We start from the raw sequence: 20,237 nt of genomic DNA, 5'->3' as shown, positions 1-20,237 counted from the left end.
ATCAGCGGATCAGGCGGTCGGGGCCGGAGAAGCAGAGGATAGCGGCAACAGACGTGCCACCATCAGGTCGGCCAGCCACTGCATGAAGGCCTGGACACGCCGAGGAAGCTGCCGGCGGTGCGCATAGAGCAGGTGGACGGGCATCGGCGCGGGTCGGAATTGCGGGAGCACTTCGACCAGACGACCATCCAGCACTTCGGTCTCGAACCCGTGGCGCGGCACCTGCGTGATGCCAAGGCCGGCGAGACAGGCCGCCGTGTAGGAGCCCGAATCGCTCACCGTGAGCGCCCCGGCCATCGGCTCGAAGCGCGTCGCGCCGGAGGCGTCGCACCACTCGAAGCCCGGGCAGCGCTGACCCAGCGTCGTGGCGTACTGGATCAGCCGATGGTGGGCGAGGTCCTCCAGCGACTGCGGTACACCGAACGCGGCGAGGTATTCCGCGCTGGCCAGGTTCGTCATCTCCATCCCGCCCAGCGGTCGCGCGACCAGGGTCGAATCGCTCAGCGGTCCGACGCGCAGCACGCAGTCGAAGCCCTCGCGCACGAGATCCACGCGACGGTCCGTGCTGCTGAGTTCGAGCTCCAGCCCGGGATGCGCCGCGAGGAACTCCGGCAGCCGCGGCACGACGATGTCATGCGCCACCCGCGTCGGCATGTCGACCCGCAGCCGGCCGCGCAGTCCGCTGGCCGCCGGCTGGAACATGGTCTGCATGTCGTCGAGATCGGCGAGCAGGTCCTTGCAGCGCTCGTAGCAGGACTGGCCGTCCTGCGTCAGCTGCACGCGGCGCGTGGTGCGGTGGAACAGCCGCGTCCCGAGGCTGGCCTCCAGCCGCTGGACCGCCGTCGAGGCGCTCGCCTTCGGCAGGCCGAGGCTCTGCGCCGCCTGCGTGAAGCTGGCGAGCTCCGCGACGCGGACGAAGACCTGGAGCGTGTCGATCGACGGCGGCGGTGAGGAAAGGACAACGGCCTCGTTCATTTGTTCACCTTGGACGAACGGTCAAATCAGGCTGAGGTGGTTTATACGCCATTCGTCGATCAATAAAGTGCCTGCATCCGATCAACACACCCGAACAGGCGCTCACCATGACCACTTCATCCCACACCAAGATCGCGCTGATCACCGGCGGCAGCCGCGGCCTGGGCCGCAATGCGGCGGTGCATCTGGCGCGCCGCGGCATCGACAGCATCGTGACCTACCGCAGCCAGCAGGGCGAGGCGCAGGCCGTGGTCCACGAGATCCGCGCGCTCGGCGGCCGTGCGGCGGCGCTGCAGCTGGACGTCGGCGACAGCGGCGCCTTTCCCGCCTTCGCCGAGGCGCTCAAGCAGACGCTGAAGCAGCACTGGCAGGTCGAGCGTTTCGACCACCTGGTCAACAACGCCGGCATGGGCGTGCACACGCCGATCGCCGACACGACCGAAGCCCAGTTCGATGAACTGATGCGCGTGCATCTGAAGGGCCCGTTCTTCCTGACGCAGGTGCTGCTGCCGCTGATCAACGACGGCGGCAGCGTGCTGAACGTGTCCAGCGGCCTGGCGCGCTTCACGATCCCCGGCTACGGCGCGTACGCGGTGATGAAGGGCGGCATCGAGGTGATGACGCGCTACATGGCCAAGGAGTTCGGCGCGCGCGGCATCCGCGTGAACACGCTGGCGCCCGGCGCGATCGAGACCGACTTCGGCGGCGGCGCGGTGCGCGACAGCAAGGAAGTGAACGGCTTCATCGCCTCGGTGACGGCACTCGGCCGCGCCGGCCTGCCGGGCGACATCGGCCCGGTCGTCGCCTCGCTGCTGTCGGACGACAGCGGCTGGGTCAACGCGCAGCGCGTGGAGGCGTCGGGCGGGATGTTCGTCTGATTGAGTGAGCGAAGGCGAAGGCGGCGGCGGTGCCGCCCCTTCGCCTCGGATCATCCGGCTCGCGCATAAGAGGCCCGAGGCTCCTGCGCGCGCTGGACCACCTCGCCCAGACAGTCGGGATAACGACGCTGCAGGTGCTTCAGTCCCGCCTGGCGGCTGGCCTTGTAGTCCAGGCTCTCCTGGAGGAACTGCAGGCGGGCACGGTTTTCGTCTATCAACTGCGCCCAGGTCACGACGTGGACGGAGTAGTTGAACGGGCTGCGCAGATGCAGTTCCTCCTGAAGCCTCGCCAGATTCCGCGAGCCTTCCTGGATGTCCCGACCCACCAGCCAGAACGACCACCTGACCTTCACCGACAGGAAGCGCTCGTCGCCCGTGACGTCCAGCGCATAGCCTGAAATCTGGTTGATCTCCTTGCGCCCGATCGCGACGTGCGGCGCCTTCAACTCCACCACGAGGTGCTCCAGCGTCGACGGCTGGTGCCGCCTCGTCGCACGGGAGAACATGAGATCGATGATCGAGCGCTTCTCGCCCGGGATCTGGGACGGCTCATCGATCGCGACCTCCGCTCCCAGCAGCTCACGGTGCTTGCGCAGCACCTCCGTCAACGACCGGTTGTCGACCGACAGCGCGAACTCGTCACCGAACAGCCAGGGATTGCGGGACACGATGCGATGCAGTTCCCCGCGCTCCTTGACATGCGGCTGGAGCGTTTCGTCGAAGAGCAGGGTCTCCAAGCCGTCGAGCAGTTGAAGTCGCTGGGTGACCACATGGGCCTCCCGGATCACCGACGACAGCGAGACGTCCTTGAGCAGCTCGGCCAACATCTGGCGCTCCTCGATCGGCAGGTTCAGCACCTCGGTCAACAGGACCTGAAGCTCTTCCGGGCCGCATTCGACCGCCTGCCTCAGCACGCGGAACTGGAGCGCGATCGCCGCCGGCGCCAAGGTCCGGAACACGGGATGGAAGCGGGACAGATGCCAGGCCACCTGATCGAAGAGCTGGCGCTCCAGCAACTCGACCGGTGTCTCGGGATCGTGGGAGAACGGATAGAGGCCCTGGCGCTTCCAGACCTCGACCGGCGGGAGATCCGGTTCACGTTGAGACGTCGTCATGCATCCACCTCGACTGCTTGAAAGCCCGTTTGGGCGATGCAGTCACTCTATGCAAGCGCGTCGCGGCTGACACCTGTGCATTCGCGGTCGATGCGATGACGATTCCGACTTGTCGATGCAGGCGCGATACCTGATCGATGTGAGCGGGCCTCGCTCATGGCTGCTCCGTCGAGTCCGGACACGCGCCTAGAATCGTTGGATCATGGATGCTCAGCCAATCACCCTGTCGCTTGAGGATCTGTCCGGAGGCTTCGAGGCTTCCCCGGACCGCGTGCGGTTGGCCGAGCTGGTTCGGTTCACGGAAGATGTCCAAGCGTTCCTTCGCGGTTCGTCGAAAGAGATCGACACCCAGACGCTTGAAGTCGCCGTCCGGCGAGGCTCGCTAGCAATTCAGACCGCCCCGATCGCTGCGGCGCCGCGACTGTTCTCGGACCTTCGTGCGCTGTCCATCGCGACCAGTCTTGATGGCCTGGATCCCAAGCGCAAGGAGGTGATGCTGCGTTGGCAAAAAGCGGCTTTGCATTCTGGCGTTTCTGTTCAGATCTCAGCACCCATGCTCCCGAGTGCCATCGTCGTGAACGCTGGCTCGGACTTCCATGCGGATGACGCCGATCACTGGGTGACTGTCGAGCGATACGTCCGAGGTGAAGTCCAGGATCTTGGCGGCGCGACGCGCCCGAATGCACACGTGAAGCTGCCGGATGGCACAACGCTGACGGTCTCCACAGACAAGGAGTTGCTTCGCAGCGAGAAGGTCAATCGCCTCTACAAGATGGCGATGTTGCGCATCAAGGCTGAGCTCAACTTGGTGACGCAAGAACTCCGGAATGCACGCCTCCTTGAGTTCGTCGAATACGACGCGCAGGTCGACGAAGAGGCCATGCGGCGCTTGGTGAGCCGCGGCGACGATGCCTGGAAGGACGTGCCTGACGCCACCTCCTGGGTGGACGATCTGCGTGGGGACTCGCATTGAACAGCGTGCTGTTGGACACCAGTTTCCTGATCACGCTGGCCAGTTCGTTGCGGGCAACTGATCGCGAACACGGCCCGGGAGCGCGAGAGTTCGGAGGACCGGGTGAGGGTGAAGGACGATTTCAAACTCATCGCGCAATGCCACCTCGAAGGGATTTCACACGTGTTCAGCGAAGACGCCAACACGCTCGTGAAATACCTGCAGCGATGTCCGGCGCCAAGCAACAACCGCCTGGAATGCGTGTTGATGCGCGACGGCTTCGATCTATGCTGGTTCGAGGACGGTCAATATCGACTTCCCGAGTGAACACATCGCTCACACCTTGGCCGTCCTCTCCCCATGACCGCGCTCAGGCGGATCAGTGCCCCCCGCCCAGATACGCCGCCTTCACCGCCGGATCCGTGCGCAGCTTCTCCGCTGGACCGTGCAGCGAGATGCGGCCGTTCTCCAGCACGTAGCCGTAGTCGGCCACGGCCAGCGCGGCCGCGGCGAACTGCTCCACCAGCAGCATCGTCACGCCTTCCGACTTCAGCCGCGCGATGATGCGGAACACCTCGTCCACCAGGATGGGCGCCAGGCCCATCGACGGCTCGTCCAGCAGCACGACATCCGGATTCAGCATCGTCGCCCGCGCCATCGCGAGCATCTGCTGCTCGCCGCCGGACAGCGTGCCTGCGAGCTGCTGGCGCCGCTCCTTCAGGCGCGGGAACAGCTCCATCGCCTTCTCCAGGTCGGCCTCCACGTCGCCCTTGGGTCGAGCGCCGGTGTAGCGCGGGAACGCGCCCAGCCGCAGGTTGTCGGTGACGCTCATGGTCGCGAAGACGCGGCGGCCTTCCGGCGAATGCGCCAGCCCGAGGCGGGCGATGTGATACGACTCCAGCCCGTCGATGCGCTTGCCGTTGAGCGTGATCTGGCCGGCGCTCGGCGCGATCATCCCAGACACCGCGCGCATCGTCGTCGTCTTGCCGGCCCCGTTCGAGCCGATCAGCGTCACCACCTTGCCCTTGGGCACTTCCACCGAGATGCCGTGCAGCACCTCGACCTTGCCGTAGCCGGCATGCAGTTGATCGATCTTCAGCATGTCAGTCCGTTCCGTTGCATTCCGCGCTCAGGCCGCCTGGCCGCCGAGGTAGGCCTCGATGACCTTGGGATCGGCCTGCACCTGCGCCGGCTTGCCCTCGGCGATCTTCTGGCCGAAGTCCAGCACCGACACCACGTCGCAGATGCCCATCACCACGTCCATGTGGTGCTCGATCAGGATCACCGTGATGCCGTGGTCGCGGATCTTGCCGATGATGCGCATCAGCTCCTTGATGTCGGGCGCGGTCAGCCCCGCCGCCGGCTCGTCCAGCAGCAGCAGCCGCGGGTCCAGCGCCAGCGCGCGGGCGATCTCCAGCAGCCGCTGCTTGCCGTACGGCAGGTTGCGCGCTTCCTCGAACGCGAGGTCCGCCAGGCCGACGAAGTCCAGCAGGCTCAACGCCCGGGCGCGCGCCTTCGCGTCTTCCTCGGTGTAGCGCGGCGCGTGCAGCGCCACCTGCACCAGGTTGCTGCCGAAGCTGTGATGCAGCGCCACCATCACGTTGTGCAGCGCGCTCATCTCGCCGAACAGCTGCACGTTCTGGAAGGTCCGCGCGATGCCCGACAGCGCGATGTCCGCCGAGGTCCGCCCCACCAGCGAGCGATCGACGAACTTCAGGTCGCCCGCCGTCGGCACGTAGATGCCGGTCAGCACGTTCATCATCGTGCTCTTGCCCGAACCGTTCGGCCCGATCAGGCCGTGGATGGTGCCGCGCCGCACCTGCAGGTCGACGTTGTTCAGCGCCTTCAGGCCGCCGAACTGCATCAGCACGCCGCGCGCGTCGATCAGGATCTCGTCGCCAGCGCCGGCACCCGTGGCCTGGGAGATCGCGTCGGACGGCTTCTCCGCCACCGGACCGCCCTCGCCCACCGGCTTGGCCTTGATGTGCAGCGCGTTGCGCACGAAACCGACGATGCCGTCCTGCAGGTAGTACACGACGAACAGCGTGATCAATCCGAAGATGGACAGCCGCCAGTCGGTCATCGTCTGCAGCACGAAGGACAGCGCCGCGAGCGCGATGCTGCCGACCACCGGAATGGCCGCCTGCGTCCCGTTGACCTTGCCGCGCCGATAGGCCACCACCGTCACCGCCGCCACGATGACCGCGAAGATCACCGACACGTAGCGGAACAGCTCCAGGTCGTCGAGCAGCTTGGGCAGCACGACGATGATCGCCGCGCCCAGCAGCGCGCCGGTCCGGGTCTTGCGGCCGCCCATGATGATGGCCAGCAGGAAGAAGACCGTCAGCTCGAAGTTGTAGGTGTTGGGCGAGATGTACTGCTCGGAGTAGGCGTACAGCGCGCCGGCCAGGCCGGCCAGGCCCGCGCTGATCACAAAGGCGTAGACCTTGTAGCGGTAGACCGAGACGCCCATGCAGTCCGACGCCACCGGGCTGCCGCGCAGCGCCTCGAACGCGCGCCCGAGGTGCGAGCGCAGCACGCGGTGCACGAAGACAAGCGCCGCGATCAGCATCACCACGACGAGCCAGTAGTACTCGTCCTCGGTCATCGTGTGGCCCATCAGCTGGGGCTTGGTGAGCGTGATGCCCATGGGCCCGTTCGTCAGGAAGTCCATCTCGTTGATGAGGATCTGGATGATGGTGCCGAAGGCCAGCGTCACCATCGCCAGATACGGGCCGGTCACGCGCAGCGCGGGCAGCGCCAGCAGCGCGCCGAAGCCCGCCGTCACGGCGATCGCCGCCGGCAGCGTGAGGTAGATCGGCAGGCCGAACTTCATGACCAGCACGCCGGCCGTGTAGGCGCCGACGCCGAACAGGCCGGCATGACCGAGCGACACCTGCCCGGTGTAGCCCACGACGATGTCCAGCCCGAACAGGACGATCGCGTAGATCAGGATCGTCTCGACCAGGTGGATGTAGTACGGATTGCCCGACACCAGCGGGAACGCGAGCAGCGCGACGAGCGCGATCCCGCCCGCGACGAGTTTCTTGGGATTGATCTTTGCGGTGGCACTCATGAGGCTCAGACCTTCTTGATCGCGGTCTTGCCGAACAGGCCGGCCGGCTTGAAGGCCAGCACGATCAGCAACAGCACGAGGCCCGGCACGTCCTTGTAGCCGGTGGAAAGATAGAAGCCGGTGGTCGTCTCGGCGATGCCGAGGATGATGCCGCCGACGATGATGCCCATGCCCGAGGTCAGCCCGCCGATGATGGCCACGGCGAACGCCTTCAGGCCGAGCACCGCGCCCATCGTGGCGCCCGTCAGCGTGAGCGGCGCGATCAGCACGCCGGCGAAGGCCGCCGTCAGCGACGACAGCGCATACGAGAAGGTGATCACCAGCCCCGTGTTGATGCCCATCAGCTTGGCGGCGTCGCGGTCGTTGAAGGTCGCGACGACGGCGCGGCCGTAGATCGAGCGCCGGTTGAAGAGCTCGACCGCCAGCATCATCGCCAGCGCGCCGCCCACGACCAGGATCTCCATCGGCAGCACGTTGGCGCCCAGGAACTTGATCGGCGCTTCCGGCAGCGGCGAGGGGAACTTCAGGTCGTCGCGACCCCAGACGTTCTCCGCGACGTTCTTGAAGATGATGCCCAGCGCGATGGTGGACATGATCCAGCCGAACTCCGACTTGATCTTGATGGCGGGCCGCACGCCGATGCGCTCGACGAAGGCGCCCTGCACCGCGCCGAACAGGCACACGATCGGGATCATGAGCCAGTAGTTGACGCCGTGGCCGACGAGCGTCAGCCCGACCAGCGCGCCCAGCATCAGCGCGTCGCCCTGGCCGAAGTTGAGGGTGTCGGAAGTCGAGAAGGTCAGCTGGTAGCCGAAGGCGATGACCGCGTAGATCATGCCGAGCGCGATGCCGCTGAACACCAGTTGGGTCAGGATCTGCATACGGAGTCCGGAACTGCTGGGAAGTCGGAGGAGCCGTCGCGAGGACGGCTCCCGGAAAAACGGCCGCGCGAGGCGGCCGTTTCAGGGGGTCACTTCTTCTGGGTCAGCGCGCCCTTGGCGTTGACGTCCTTGACCTTGACCTCGGAGGCGGCCTTGAAGTCGTTCTCGTAGGCGTAGACCACGCGCTGGCCCTTCACCTCGCCGAACACCGGGATGTTGGCGGTGATGGCCTCGTGGTCGGTCTTGGTGAACGGCTTGTTGTAGGTCGTCACGACGCCTTCGACCGGCGCCTTCAGGTCTTCCAGCGCCGCCTTGACCTTGGGACCGTCGGTGCCGCCGGCCTGCTTGATCGCGGCGGCCAGCAGGTAGATCGAGTCGTAGCCCTGCGCGGCCGACACCGGCGAGTCGATGCGGCTGTTCTTCGGGTTGAAGGTCTTCAGGTAGTTGACGATGAAGGCCTGGCGCTTGGGCGTCGTCGGTTCCTGGATGAAGGTCTGCGGCATGCGCGCGCCTTCGCCGCCGGGGCCGGCGTTGTCGATGTAGTTGGCCATCGACAGCGTCCAGCTGCCGACCATCGGCACCTTCCAGCCGAGCTTGGTCATGCCGTTGGCGATCTGCGCGAGCTCGGGCCCGATGCCGTAGGTCAGGATGGCTTCAGCGCCGGCTTCCTTGGCCTTCAGCAGCTGGGCCGTCATGTCGACGTCCTTGATGTTGAACTTCTCGACGGCGACCGGCTTGATGCCCTTGAGCTCCAGCGCCTTCTCCAGGTCGGCGCGGCCGAGCTGGCCGTAGTTGGTCGAGTCGGCCAGGATGGCGACCTTCTTGAAGCCGCGGCGGGTGATGGCTTCCTCGACGATCATCGGCGCCTGGATGCTGTCGTGGGCGGCGTTGCGGAACACGTAGTTGTCCGGCGCGTCCTTGAACTGCTGGGTGATGACGGAGCCGGTGGCCACGTTGTTCATCACCGGGATCTTGGCGTCCTGGTAGAAGCGCTGGGCGGCCAGGGCGACGCCGGTGTTGATGAAGCCGACGGTGGCGGCGACCTTCTCGCGGTTGATCAGCTCCTGGGCGATCTGCACGCCGCGTTCATTCTTGGCTTCGTCATCGCGTTCGATGAGCTGGATCTGCCGACCCAGGACGCCGCCGTTCTTGTTGATTTCCTGGGCTGCCAATCGCACACCGTCGCGCATGCTGACGCCCATCGACGACGAGCCGCCGGTGAACGGGCCCGAGACCCCGATCTTGATCGGGTCGGCCGCGAGGGCGGCGAAGCTGGCGGCGGCCAGTGCGGTAGCGGTGATCCAACGCGCGCTGAACTTCATGTTTGTCTCCGAATGGTCTTTGTGCATGAGGGGTCGGAATGCCAACCCTCCAACGAGGAAGCCGTCAGACAACAAACGGCCCGTCGTTGGGCGTCAGCCTTCTCGGCACATGGTGCATCAAGCGTGTCGAATTGCACGCATGCCACTACTTACTCGCAAACCCCGATCGGGGTGTTCAGCGTCGTGTCAGGTAGGTGGACGTGTCGACAAGGATCACCAATCAGGTGCGCCCGGACAGCGTTTGCCCGGGGCGTCCGACGAGTCGGAAAGATCACTCGAGAAAAACCACCGCGTGCGGATCGGCGGGACGGTGACCGGTGGTGATGTACTCGGCCAGTTGCTCGCTGACTGCGTCGACGTTGAAGCCGTCGGCGAGCATCGCGGCGGGCACGCGACTCGCGCGCACGACCGACTTCGCATAGGCGCGGATGAACGTCCGTTCGAGGACGCGAGCACTGCCGAGCTCATAGAAGGCCACCATGCCGCGGAGGTACTCAGCCTTGTCCACGTCGACGTAGGACAGCGGCAGAAGTCCTGACTCCAGCAGAGGCAGGTTGGCGGCGATGCGCGCAGTCCGCTTGTTGCCGTTGGCGAAGGACTGGATGTAGGCGACGCGGGTCAGCAGGTAGAAGGCCGCCTGCACGGGATGCAAGGTGCGGGCGACGGCCATCACCTGTCCGAGCAGCGAGGTCGCGTGACCCGTCCCCGGACGGAAGGGCGGGAGGTAGGCCGACTGACGCAGACGGATGTCCTGGAACTCCCTCGGCCGGCCGCGTTGCTCGACGGGCAGGAAGTGATCGGAGTCGCAGACCTCCGCCAGACCGTGGTCGTCGGTCAGCAACGCGTGCATGCGGCAGAGGTTGGCGACGCTCCACTCCCGGTCCGCCCAGAGATGCGCGGCGACGCGCTGATGGTTCAGCGCGAGCACGGCCTCGTCCATGGGCTTCGTCGGATTGCGCTCGCCGCATTCGATCAGCGTGGCCGTGTCGAGGACCGAATAGCTGCTCCCCTCCAGCAGCGACGACGCCCACGTGAAGTCCACGAGGAACTCGCTCAGAAAGGCGCGATCGAGCGGACGGGCAAGCGCCTGGATGAAGGCGCATCGACCGGCGCGCATCGGCGAAAGCCCGGGCTCGGGATCGAGGAACTCGTCGCGGAAGGGCGCGGCCGGACGAGCGTCCGCAGGCTGCGAGAAATGGCGCTCCTCTTCCGGGAATCGGGGGACCGTCGGCGTGGATCGGGCAAGGACAGCGTCGTTGTGCATGGGGTCTCTCAGAATTCATGAGAGACCGCATTCTTCGGATTCACGCGCGTCGGGAAATGACCTGAAGTTGCCGAGTGCGCACGCCCTGATCCGTGTCACTTCCCCGCGAGGTGTCATGCCGCCTCATGGGCCCGTCGCTACTGACGCTGCCCGGTCTGCAGGGACTCGCCCCGCGGGCCGTTGTTGATCCACTTGAAGGAAGTGAGTAGCGACATGAATGACATCCAAGAACTGGACCTGGGCCTGATGTCCCAGGTCGGCGGCGGCATCGCCAGCCCCGTCTGCATCATCAGTTTTGTCCGGGGCTGGGGCGCCGGGAAACTGATGGACATGGCCTGGGACGCGATGAGGGACCACAACGAGTCCGGCGCGGCGGCTGAGTTCCAGATGGGCGACGGCTCCGGCGCGGGCACCTTCGGCTGATCCCTGCGCCGTACGGTGCACCTGACCATGCGTCAGGCGGCGCCTCAGACGGCGCGTCACCCAGCGCGTCACCCAGCGGTTTGCTTCGCCCGGCGACGCAAGCCGCTGGCGGTCAGCGCCGCCACCGCCAGCACCGCCAGCGCGTACCCCACCAGCGCGCCCCAGCCGCTGTGGTCCCAGAACCATCCGCCCATCGCGCCCAGCGTGCTGGAGCCGATGTAGTACGCGAGCAGGTACAGCGACGCCGCATGCCCCTTGCTGCGCCCGCCGAGCGCGCCGACCCAGGCGCTGCTCACCGAGTGCGCGACGAAGAAGCCGATCGTGAGCAGCACGATCCCCACGATCACCGCGGGCAGCCACGTCGCCAGCGTGAGCAGCACGCCGGTGGTCGCCAGCGCGATGCCCGACAGCAGCGCCGGCGCGCGACCGAAGCGGTCGGACAGGCCGCCCGCCGCCGCCGACGCGGCGATGCCGAACAGGTAGGCGCAGAAGATCAATCCGATCGCGCTCTGGCTGAGCGAGAACGGCGCCCGCATCAGCCGGAAGCCGGCGTAGTTGTAGACCGCGACGAACATGCCCATCATCAGGAAGCCCATCGCGAACAGCAGCGGCAGCATCGGATGCGTCAGGTGCCCGCGCCACGCGGCGACGTGCTCCGACAGCTTCACGCCGGTCCGGCGCACGAAGTGCTTCGAGGGCGGCAGCAGGAACCAGAACCCGATCGCCGCCGCCAGCCCCAGCACGCTGACGACGAACATCGCCGGGCGCCAGCCGAAGGCATCGCTCAGCACGCTCACGCCGACCCGTCCCATCATCCCGCCGAAGGCCGTGCCGCCGACGTACTGGCCCATCGCGCGGCCCAGGCCCTTGGGGTGGATCTCCTCGGCCAGGTAGGCCATCGCCACGGCCGGCACGCCGCCCAGCACCAGGCCCTCGATCGCCCGCGCGACCAGCATCGCGTGCCAGCTCGGCACCACCGACGCGATCAGGTTCAGCACCGCGGCCATCGCCATCGACGCGAACATCAGGCGCTTGCGATCCATGCTCTCGGACAGGGCGCCCGCGCACAGGATCGCGAACGCCAATGCGCCCGTCGCCAACGACAAGGACAGGGCGCTCGCCGCCGCGCCGACGTGGAACTCCGCCGCGAACAGCGGCAGCAGCGGCTGCACGCTGTAGAGCAGCGAGAAGGTCGTGAAGCCCGCCAGGAAGAGCGCGAACGCGATGCGCCGGTAGGCGGTGGTGCCGGGTTCGGCGTAATCGTGAAGAGGAACGGCGCCGGCGGTGCTCGCCGCGCCCGGGGGACTGCTCATGGGAAGGTCGCGGTCAGCGGCGGCCGAACATCATCTGCCCGGCCAGCGCGCGCTTGAGCGGCGGCAAGGCCTGCAGCGCGGCGAGGCCCAGGCCCCGCGCGGCCGGCAACCCCGGCCAGCGCCACGCGAAACTGCGAGCGAGGAAATCGGTGGTGAGGATGGTCGCCCAGCGGTCCGGCGCGCGTTGCCACTCGACGCGGCGCAGCGCCATGTCGATGCGCGGATCACGCCGCAGCGCCTCGACCAGCGCGAAGGCGTCGCGCAGGCCCAGGTTCAGGCCCTGCCCGGCCACCGGATGCAGCGTCTGCGCCGCGTTGCCGATGCGGATGCGGCGGCCTTCCACCAGCGTGCGCTCGGCGTTCAGGCCCAGCGGGAAACATTTCAGCGGACCGATGCCCTGCAGGCGTCCGACGCGGTCGGGCAACTGCTGCTGGATCACCGTCAGCCGCTGCGCGTCGGTCAGTCCGGCGACCTCGTCCTCGTCCTGCGGCTGGCACCAGATCAACGCGGCGCGGCGCTGGCCGTCGCGGTCCGGCAGCGGCAGCAGCGCCAGCGGCCCGCGTCGCGTGAAGCGCTCGTAGGCCACGCCCGCCGGGCTGTCCGGCGACAGCGTCACCGTGCCCACCCAGGCGTTCTGTTGGTAGTCGTGCGCCAGCGCCTTGCGCGCCTGGTCGGAGAACACGCCGCCCTCGGCGACCACCGCGAGGTCGAAGCGCTCGGCGATGCCGGCGTCGATCTCGACCTCGTCGGCGCGGTCCTGCTTGATGCCGTCCACCGGCTGGCCGAAGCGGCTGATCAGGCGTTTGGGTTCCAGCGCGCTCGCCTGCTGCCACGCAGCTTGCAAGGGGGTCACGAGTTGCCCGTAGGCCAGCACGGCGCCGAGCTGCGGCACCGACTGCTCGGCGGCGGAGAGGTGGACCTCCGGCTCGCCCGACGGACCGAACCAGGGACTGGACAGCGTCGGCGGCGCCTGGCTCACGTGGACCTCGCGGATCGCCTGCGCCTGCGCCGCCGGCCACACGCGCAGGCGCTGCAGCAACTGCACGCTGCCGAGCGACAACGCGATCGTGCGCGGATCGCCGGAGACGTCGCGCTCCAGCGGTCGGGCGTCGAAGAGGCTGATCTGTGCCTGCGGCAGGTAGCGCGCCGCGAGCAGCGCGAGCGCCAGGCCCGCCGGGCCCGCGCCGATCACCGCGAGGCGCAGCGGCGGCGCATTGCCGTCGAAGGAGGCATCGAAGGCATCGGCGGCCGCGGAGGCGGCGCCGTCATGGGCGGCGGAGTCTGAAGGCTGGGGCATGGCATCGACCCGTGAAACGGCTGCGGTCGCGTCAGGCGACCGGTCGCGGATCACTATATCGCCGCCCCACCTCCGCGCCGCTCGGACAGCGCCCATCCCACGGCTTGCCCGAGACGTCGTGGTCGGGTCATTCGACCCGGCGTCTGACAGCCGCGCCGGCCTCCGCTACGCTTGCGCGCCTCTCAGAAAAGCAACCATGGAGAAAAGCATGCAATACCGTCGACTCGGCCGCAGCGGCCTGCAGGTGTCCGAACTGTCCCTGGGCTCCTGGGTGACGTATCACAACCAGGTCGATACCGGCTCGGCCGTCGAGCTGATGGCCGCGGCCCGCGACGCCGGCATCAACTTCTTCGACAACGCCGAGGCCTACGCGCTCGGCAAGAGCGAGGAGATCATGGGCCAGGTCTTCAGGCAGCTGGGCTGGGGCCGCCACACCTACGTCGTGTCGACCAAGTTCTACTGGGGCATCGACAAGTCGGGCACCACGGTCAACTACAAGGACACGCTGAACCGCAAGTACCTGATGCAGGCCATCGACGGCTCGCTCCAGCGCTTCGGGCTGGACGAGATCGACCTCGTGTACTGCCACCGTCCCGATCCGCACACGCCGATCGAGGAGACCGTGCGCGCGATGAGCGACATGATCACGCAGGGCAAGGCGCACTACTGGGGCACCAGCGAGTGGAGCGCCGACGAGATCCGCGCCGCCTGGGAGATCGCCGAGCGCCACCACCTGCACAAGCCGGTGATGGAGCAGCCGCAGTACCACCTGTTCCACCGCCAGCGCGTGGAGAAGGACTACGCGCGGCTCTACGAGGACATCGGCCTGGGACTGACGACGTGGAGCCCGCTGGCCTCGGGTCTGCTGACCGGCAAGTACCGCGACGGCGTTCCGGCCGGCAGCCGCGGCGCGCTGGAGAGCATGTCCTGGCTGCGCGAGCAGCTGCAGGAACCGCAGCGCAACGCGGCGGTCGCGGAACTCGGCAAGATCGCCGATGAGCTGGGTTGCACGCTCGCGCAGCTGGCGATCGCGTGGATCAACCGCAACCCGCGCGTGTCCACGGTGATCCTGGGCGCGAGCAAGCTCTCGCAGCTGCAGGACAACCTGGGCGCGCTCGCCGTCACGCCGAAGCTGACGCCGGAGATCCTGGCGCGCATCGACGCCCTCACGCTGCCGCTGGCGAAGTAGGCCCGCCCCCTCGGGGTTTGTCCGCAGACCGCCCGCCAAGCCCCTCATTGACGGGGCCGGGTTGTCGCGCCGGTGCCGCAGATCGGGCGGGGCGCCAGCTAGCATCCCGCGCGATGCTGCGACGACGTGCCCTTCCCCTGATCCCGAGTCTGTGCGCCGCCGTCGTGCTGGTCCTGGCCTCGGCCATGGCGATCGCGCCGGACGGGGTCGCGGCGTCGCCGGAGGAAGCGCGTACCGACCGCCTGGACCGGCCCGCGCCGCCCGAGGTCCCGCTGCTCGCCGAGCCGCGTTTCGAGACCGTCGGCATCGACGCCCCGGTCCCGCTGAACATCATCTCGGCGATCGCGCAGGACCGCGCCGGCTTCCTGTGGATCGGCACCGGCGCCGGGCTGGTGCGCTTCGACGGCTACAACTTCCGCCAACCGGGCGCGCCGATCGAGAACGGCGTGCGCTCGGCGCGCAGCCTGGGCTTCATCCGTGCACTGCTGGTGGCGCGCGACGGCCGCCTGTGGATCGGCACCGAGGCCGACGGCCTCGCGGCCTACGACCCGCAGAGCGAGAAGCTGTCGCTGTTCCGCTCCGACGCCAATCCGCAGCTGCCGCGCAGCGCGGTCTCCGCCGGCACGATCCGCGCGCTGGCCGAGGACCGCGACGGTCAGCTCTGGATCGGCACCATCGGCCACGGGCTGGACCGCTACGACCCGGTCGAGGGCCGCTTCCAGCATTTCCGCCAGGGCGACCGCGCGCTGGGCGGCCTGCCCGACGACCGCGTGCAGTCGCTGGCCGTCGACCGCGAAGGCTCATTGTGGGTCGGCACCTGGAAAGGCCTGGCGCGCAAGCGCGCTGGCTCCGACCGCTTCGAACCGGTGTTCTCGACGCCGGGCAAGCCGGGGCTCGCCGGCAAGATCGTGCTGAGCCTGTTCGTCGCGCCGGACGGCCGCGTCTGGGCCGGCACGCAGCAGGGCGACCTCGCCCTCGTCGATCCGAAGACCGGCGAAGGCACGCTGCTCGAGCGCGCCGAGGACGCCGTGAACGGCTCGGTCAACACCTTCGTGACGCTGGACGACCGCCATCTCTGGCTGGGTCGCAACGGCGGCCTGGAACTGCGCTCGGTCGCCGGCGGCGAGTTGCTGCGCACCATGAAGCACGACCCGCTGAATCGCGGCAGCCTCGGCGGCAACGAGGTCCGCGCGCTGATGCGCGACCGCGCCGGCTGGATCTGGACCGGCGGCTACGGCGGCGGTCTGCAGCGACACAACCCGTCGAACACCAGCACCTGGGTGCGCGGCCGCGATCCGGGCAAGCAGGCGCAGCTGATCGATCCGAGCACCCGCGCGATGGTGCAGCTGGACACCGGCGAGATCTGGCTGGGCAGCAACGAAAGCGGCGTGACGGTGCTCGACGAGCAGTTGCGCTCCATCGCCACGCTGCGCCCTGCTCCAGGGCAGCGCGGTGGCTTGTCGGGCGGGCGCATCTCCAGCCTCGTCCAGATGAAGGACGGGACGATCTGGCTCGGCAGCGACGGCGGCCTGCACCAGTACACGCGGGAGCGGCAGCTGCTGCGCGTCATCCAGGCCGGCACGGGCCGCGCGCGGCGGCTCCTCGCCGGCCGTGACGGCACGCTGTGGATCGGCACGCAGGACGGGCTCTACCGGCTGCCGGCCGGAGCACCACCGCCCTCCGGGCAACCGACGCCACCGAAGCCACCGACCCCGTCGAGCCAATCGAGCCAATCGAGCCAATCGAGCCAATCGAGCCAATCGGGCCCCTCGGTACAGACCGCGCCGTCGACGCCGGTGCGGCTCCGGCAGGAAGGCGGCCAACCGCTGACCGGCGACGTGAACGCGCTGTCCGAAACCGAGGACGGCGGCCTCTGGGTCGGCACCGAGAAGGGCTTGTACCGCCTCGCGCCCGGCGGCACGGAGCTGATCCCCGCGCGCGCCCGTCCGGGCCGCGACCTGAGCCACCACTCGATCGTCGGCCTGCTGGTCGATTCGAAGCAGCGCCTGTGGGTGGACACCGCGGCGGGCCTGCACCGGCTCACCCGCTGGGACGGTCGCGATGCCGAGTTCGAGCGCGTCAGCGAGAAACACGGCGTGCTCGGTCGCGCCTTCGGCGCCAACCTGCTCGAGGACGGCGAGGGCCGCATCTGGTCGCAGAACTTCGTCTACGACCCGGTCAAGGACAACTACTACGAGCTGACCAACGCCGACGGCGTCGACATCGGCACGGGCTGGTTCCGCGCCTACATGAAGACGTGCGACGGGCGGCTGCTGTTCGGCGGCAGCAAGGGCGTGCTGGTGGTGACGCCGGAGCGCTTCGAGGCCTGGGCCTATCAGCCCGCGCTGGTCACGACGGAACTGCGCGTGGACGGCCAGCGCCTGGCCGCCGGCAAGCTGCCCGAGGACGGCCTGACCATAGGCGCCGACAACCGCAGCTTCAGCGTCGAGTTCGCCGCGCTCGACTTCAGCGAGCCCGGACGCAACCGCTACGCGTATCAGCTGGAAGGCTTCGATCCGGAGTGGATCAGCACCGGCGCCGACCTGCGCGTGGCGGTCTACACCAACCTCGATCCGGGCAGGTACCGGCTGCGCGTGCGCGGCACCAACCGCAACGGCGTGTGGAGTCCGCTGGAACTCGACATCCCGATCCGCGTGCTGCCCGACTGGTGGCAGACCTGGTGGGCGCGCACGCTCGGCGGCGCGACGCTGATCGCGCTGGTCTACCTGCTGGTGGCGCTGCGGACCTCGTACCTGCGGCGTTCGCAGATGGCGCTGGAGATCAAGGTGCGGGCGCGCACGGCCGAGCTCGAACGGCTCTCGCTCGATCTCCAGGCGAAAACGGTGGCGCTGGAGGAATCCAGCCTGTCCGATCCGCTGACGGGCCTGCGCAACCGCCGCTTCCTGACGCAGCACATCGATGCGGACGTGGCGCTCGCGGTGCGTCGCCACGAGCAGGCGCACAACGACGGCGTGGCGCCGCCGGAAGACGGCGACCTGATCTTCTTCCTGCTCGACCTGGACCACTTCAAGGCGCTGAACGACCGCCTCGGGCACGCGGCCGGCGACGCGGTGCTGCAGCAGATGCGCGAGCGCCTGACCGCCGTGTTCCGCGAGGCGGACTACCTGGTCCGCTGGGGCGGCGAGGAGTTCCTCATCGTCGCGCGCGACACCTCGCGGGCGCATGCCGCCGAGCTCGCCGAACGCGCGCGTCTGCAGGTCAGCGGCGCGCCGTTCGACCTCGGCGAAGGCCGGACGGTCGACGTGACCTGCTCGGTGGGCTTCGCGGCCTTCCCGCTCGCGCGGGCGTTCCCGCGCGCGCTCGACTGGGCCGCGACGATCGCCCTGGCGGACGAGGCGCTCTACGCGGTCAAGCGCGCAGGCCGCAACGGATGGGAAGGCGTCCTGGAGGCGCCCTCGACGGACGAGGACGCGCTGCGCCGGCGCTCACGCGGTCCGATGGGCGAATGGCTCGACAGTGATGAGCTCCGCGTCGTGAAGTCCGGAACCTAGATCAGACCGGGATTCCCCACCCCCGGCATCACGTGCAGCGACTTGGCGACTACGGCGCCATACGCCGTCGCCTTCACCTCGTCGACCAGGATCCAGTCGCCTTGGCATTGCCCGGGCGTCGCGGTGATCTCCAGGTAGCCGCGACGCGCTAGCTCCGCGTACGCCAATGGTTTGACGAGATTCGTGAAGAGCCGGGCCATTGCTGCCGACTCCTCGGGGGTCAAGCGTCCGGCATGCCCCTTGGCGAGGGTGACCTCGAGCCCCGGGGAAGTCACCGAAGGCGTCGCGAACTCCACGCCGGCCCGTTTCCCCGTCCAATCGTGCAGATTGCTGGCCCAGGCGTTGTGCGTGTCCCCGGCCAGCACCACGAGATTCTTGTGCCGCCGCCGCGCGGCCTGCAAGACTCTCTCGCGATCGATCGGGTACCCATCCCAGGCATCGAGGTTGTACGGAACGCTTGGCAGCCCGTACAAGGCCAACTCATGCGGCGTCGGGCGGATGCCCTTGTTCAGCTGAGCTTGGACGGTCAGGTAGGCCTCAGGAGACAAGCCGCTTCCCGGCACCTTCGCCTCCATCAGCAGGGCCAACGGCACCTCCATCCGCCCCATCAGGACCTGCTGGCCCAGCATCTGCCATGTCGCGGTCGACATGCGCATGCGAGCCAGCAGCCACGCCATCTGTTCCCGTCCCAGCAGATGACGGTCTTCGCGACGGAGATGCTCGTTGAAGCGCGCCTCGTCGAAGCCCTTCCGCGACAGATAGTTCCCGACATCCAGCGGCTTCGAGCGTCCGGGGACGCGCGTGTCGAGCATGTTCAACGACACCAGGTTGCCGAAATCGAAGGCCCGGTAGCACGCGAGATGATCGTGTCCGTCACGCACGGGCAGCCATTCCCGCCATGCCCGCGCCGCCGCGTACCGGCGCGAGTCGAAGGGTCCCTCCCCCTCCTCCTGGTGATTGGCGGCGCCGTCCTTCCAGGCATCGTTGGCGAACTCATGGTCATCCCAGACGGCGATCATCGGGGCCAGTCCGTGCAAGCGCTGCAGGTGCCCGTCAGCGCGGCACTGCGCGTAGCGGCGTCGATAGTCGTCGAGCGTCACCGTCTCGTGCGGGGGATCGATCAAGCGGCCCAGCGCCTGGGCGTCCTTGTTGGCGGGATAGTCGGCCGCTGACTCGTAGATGTAATCGCCGAGGTGCAGGAGCGCGTCGTAGCAGCCGGTCTCCTCCATGCGCTTGACCGCCTCGGCGTAGACGTTGAAGAAGCCGGCCGCGTAGTTGGCGCAGGAGAAGACCGCGAAGCGCACCTGCTTCACGTCGCCCACCGGCAATGTCTTCGTCTGGCCGATCGACGATGTTTCGCCAGCGGCTTCGAACCAGTACCAGTAGCGCGTCCCCGGCTCCAGTTTCACGACGTCGACCTTGACGCAGAAGTCGTTGGACTGGCGGGCGCTCGCCTGGCCGCGGCTGACGATCTGGGTCAGGGCGGCATCGCGCGCGATCTTCCATTCCACCGGCACGTCCCGGCAGTCATCCGCATCCTGGGCGCGAACGCGCGTCCAGAGGATGACACGATCGGACAGCGGATCACCGCTGGCCACGCCATGCGTGAAGTGCACTGAGAGCGAGCCGCTGCGCTCGAAGCATCTGGCGAATCCATCGATCGGCAGTGCGCCCAGGACGCCGGCTGCGGCAACCCCTCCCAGCAGGCGGCGGCGCCCACCGTCGACGGCGTGGGCGGCATCGGCATGGACATGGACATGAGCGTTGCAGGAGGCCGCAGACACCTCGCATGAGGTGGACGACAACGCACGCTCGGTGTCGTCGGCGGAAGAAGAAGGCTTGGTGGACGTCATCGGTCATCCCCGAGGAGTGAAACGCGCCTCAGTCGGGACGGGCGACAACCGACCCGCAGGGATTGGCAGGCAGAAATGACGGCAAACCCGACCCGATGACGCCCAGGCAAGGACTGACCCGCGGGCGGATCCCGATGCCTGCGGGCTTCCCGGGGCGCGCGCGCCGATTGCCCTGGCGCGACGTCGC

Annotated in this window: 16 protein-coding genes; 6 read left to right on the top strand and 10 right to left on the bottom strand. The window is 68.1% G+C overall.

Annotation, left to right across the window (positions count from 1 at the left end):
* Positions 1 to 9: 9 nt before the first annotated feature.
* Entirely contained in the window at positions 10 to 975 is a 966-nt protein-coding gene (locus ABE85_RS25040) for a LysR family transcriptional regulator (protein ID WP_067281281.1), read from the bottom strand.
* A 107-nt stretch (positions 976 to 1,082) separates the two neighbouring features.
* Between ABE85_RS25040 and ABE85_RS25035 the strand changes: the two genes are divergently transcribed.
* Positions 1,083 to 1,853: an SDR family NAD(P)-dependent oxidoreductase gene (locus tag ABE85_RS25035; protein WP_067281279.1), complete on the top strand. Its 771-nt coding sequence runs from the start codon at positions 1,083 to 1,085 to the stop codon at positions 1,851 to 1,853.
* 50 nt (positions 1,854 to 1,903) lie between these two features.
* Here ABE85_RS25035 and ABE85_RS25030 read toward each other — a convergent pair whose 3' ends face one another.
* The gene (locus tag ABE85_RS25030; protein WP_067281277.1) at positions 1,904 to 2,968 is read right to left on the bottom strand and encodes a hypothetical protein; all 1,065 of its coding nucleotides are present in this window, start codon (positions 2,966 to 2,968) and stop codon (positions 1,904 to 1,906) included.
* A 202-nt stretch (positions 2,969 to 3,170) separates the two neighbouring features.
* Here ABE85_RS25030 and ABE85_RS25025 point away from each other — a divergent pair, with 202 nt between their 5' ends.
* Together ABE85_RS25025 and ABE85_RS25020 are read left to right on the top strand one after the other, a co-directional pair.
* Positions 3,171 to 3,941, top strand: a complete 771-nt coding sequence (locus tag ABE85_RS25025; RefSeq protein ID WP_082938936.1) for a hypothetical protein — start codon at positions 3,171 to 3,173, stop codon at positions 3,939 to 3,941.
* Between the two features lie 108 nt (positions 3,942 to 4,049).
* The gene (locus ABE85_RS25020; protein WP_067281275.1) at positions 4,050 to 4,247 is read left to right on the top strand and encodes a hypothetical protein; all 198 of its coding nucleotides are present in this window, start codon (positions 4,050 to 4,052) and stop codon (positions 4,245 to 4,247) included.
* 52 nt (positions 4,248 to 4,299) lie between these two features.
* On the opposite strand, the gene ABE85_RS25015 is transcribed toward ABE85_RS25020, so the two are convergent.
* The 5 genes from ABE85_RS25015 to ABE85_RS24995 all read right to left on the bottom strand — a co-directional run bounded on the left by ABE85_RS25015 (position 4,300) and on the right by ABE85_RS24995 (position 10,463).
* Entirely contained in the window at positions 4,300 to 5,022 is a 723-nt protein-coding gene (locus tag ABE85_RS25015; RefSeq protein WP_067281273.1) for an ABC transporter ATP-binding protein, read from the bottom strand.
* A 27-nt stretch (positions 5,023 to 5,049) separates the two neighbouring features.
* Complete coding sequence (locus ABE85_RS25010) at positions 5,050 to 6,978, bottom strand: branched-chain amino acid ABC transporter ATP-binding protein/permease (RefSeq protein WP_197507407.1); 1,929 nt, start codon at positions 6,976 to 6,978, stop codon at positions 5,050 to 5,052.
* Between the two features lie 23 nt (positions 6,979 to 7,001).
* Positions 7,002 to 7,877, bottom strand: a complete 876-nt coding sequence (locus tag ABE85_RS25005) for a branched-chain amino acid ABC transporter permease (protein WP_067281269.1) — start codon at positions 7,875 to 7,877, stop codon at positions 7,002 to 7,004.
* Between the two features lie 89 nt (positions 7,878 to 7,966).
* Positions 7,967 to 9,199: an ABC transporter substrate-binding protein gene (locus tag ABE85_RS25000; protein WP_067281267.1), complete on the bottom strand. Its 1,233-nt coding sequence runs from the start codon at positions 9,197 to 9,199 to the stop codon at positions 7,967 to 7,969.
* Positions 9,200 to 9,470: 271 nt separating this feature from the next.
* Entirely contained in the window at positions 9,471 to 10,463 is a 993-nt protein-coding gene (locus tag ABE85_RS24995) for a Fic family protein (protein WP_067281265.1), read from the bottom strand.
* A gap of 213 nt (positions 10,464 to 10,676) precedes the next feature.
* On the opposite strand from ABE85_RS24995, the gene ABE85_RS24990 reads away from it, so the two are divergent.
* Positions 10,677 to 10,886 carry a hypothetical protein gene (locus ABE85_RS24990; protein WP_067281258.1) on the top strand — a complete coding sequence of 70 codons (210 nt, stop codon included), beginning with the start codon at positions 10,677 to 10,679 and terminating at the stop codon, positions 10,884 to 10,886.
* A gap of 68 nt (positions 10,887 to 10,954) precedes the next feature.
* Here the strand turns inward: ABE85_RS24990 and ABE85_RS24985 are convergent, their stop codons facing one another.
* Together ABE85_RS24985 and ABE85_RS24980 are read right to left on the bottom strand one after the other, a co-directional pair.
* On the bottom strand, positions 10,955 to 12,199 hold the full coding sequence (locus ABE85_RS24985; RefSeq protein WP_067281255.1) for an MFS transporter: 1,245 nt from the start codon (positions 12,197 to 12,199) through the stop codon (positions 10,955 to 10,957).
* Positions 12,200 to 12,212: 13 nt separating this feature from the next.
* Positions 12,213 to 13,496, bottom strand: a complete 1,284-nt coding sequence (locus tag ABE85_RS24980) for an FAD-dependent monooxygenase (protein ID WP_082938935.1) — start codon at positions 13,494 to 13,496, stop codon at positions 12,213 to 12,215.
* Between the two features lie 208 nt (positions 13,497 to 13,704).
* Here ABE85_RS24980 and ABE85_RS24975 point away from each other — a divergent pair, with 208 nt between their 5' ends.
* On the top strand, positions 13,705 to 14,685 hold the full coding sequence (locus ABE85_RS24975) for an aldo/keto reductase (RefSeq protein WP_067281253.1): 981 nt from the start codon (positions 13,705 to 13,707) through the stop codon (positions 14,683 to 14,685).
* Between the two features lie 113 nt (positions 14,686 to 14,798).
* Complete coding sequence (locus ABE85_RS24970; RefSeq protein WP_082938934.1) at positions 14,799 to 18,197, top strand: ligand-binding sensor domain-containing diguanylate cyclase; 3,399 nt, start codon at positions 14,799 to 14,801, stop codon at positions 18,195 to 18,197.
* Here the strand turns inward: ABE85_RS24970 and ABE85_RS24965 are convergent.
* On the bottom strand, positions 18,194 to 20,050 hold the full coding sequence (locus tag ABE85_RS24965; RefSeq protein ID WP_082938933.1) for an alkaline phosphatase: 1,857 nt from the start codon (positions 20,048 to 20,050) through the stop codon (positions 18,194 to 18,196). The genes ABE85_RS24970 and ABE85_RS24965 overlap by 4 nt on opposite strands.
* Positions 20,051 to 20,237: the final 187 nt, after the last annotated feature.

The organism is Mitsuaria sp. 7, assembly GCF_001653795.1.
GTDB lineage: Bacteria > Pseudomonadota > Gammaproteobacteria > Burkholderiales > Burkholderiaceae_C > Roseateles.
The sequence above is the reverse complement of the archived record's forward strand: the minus strand, read 5'-3'. Positions and strand labels throughout refer to the sequence as shown.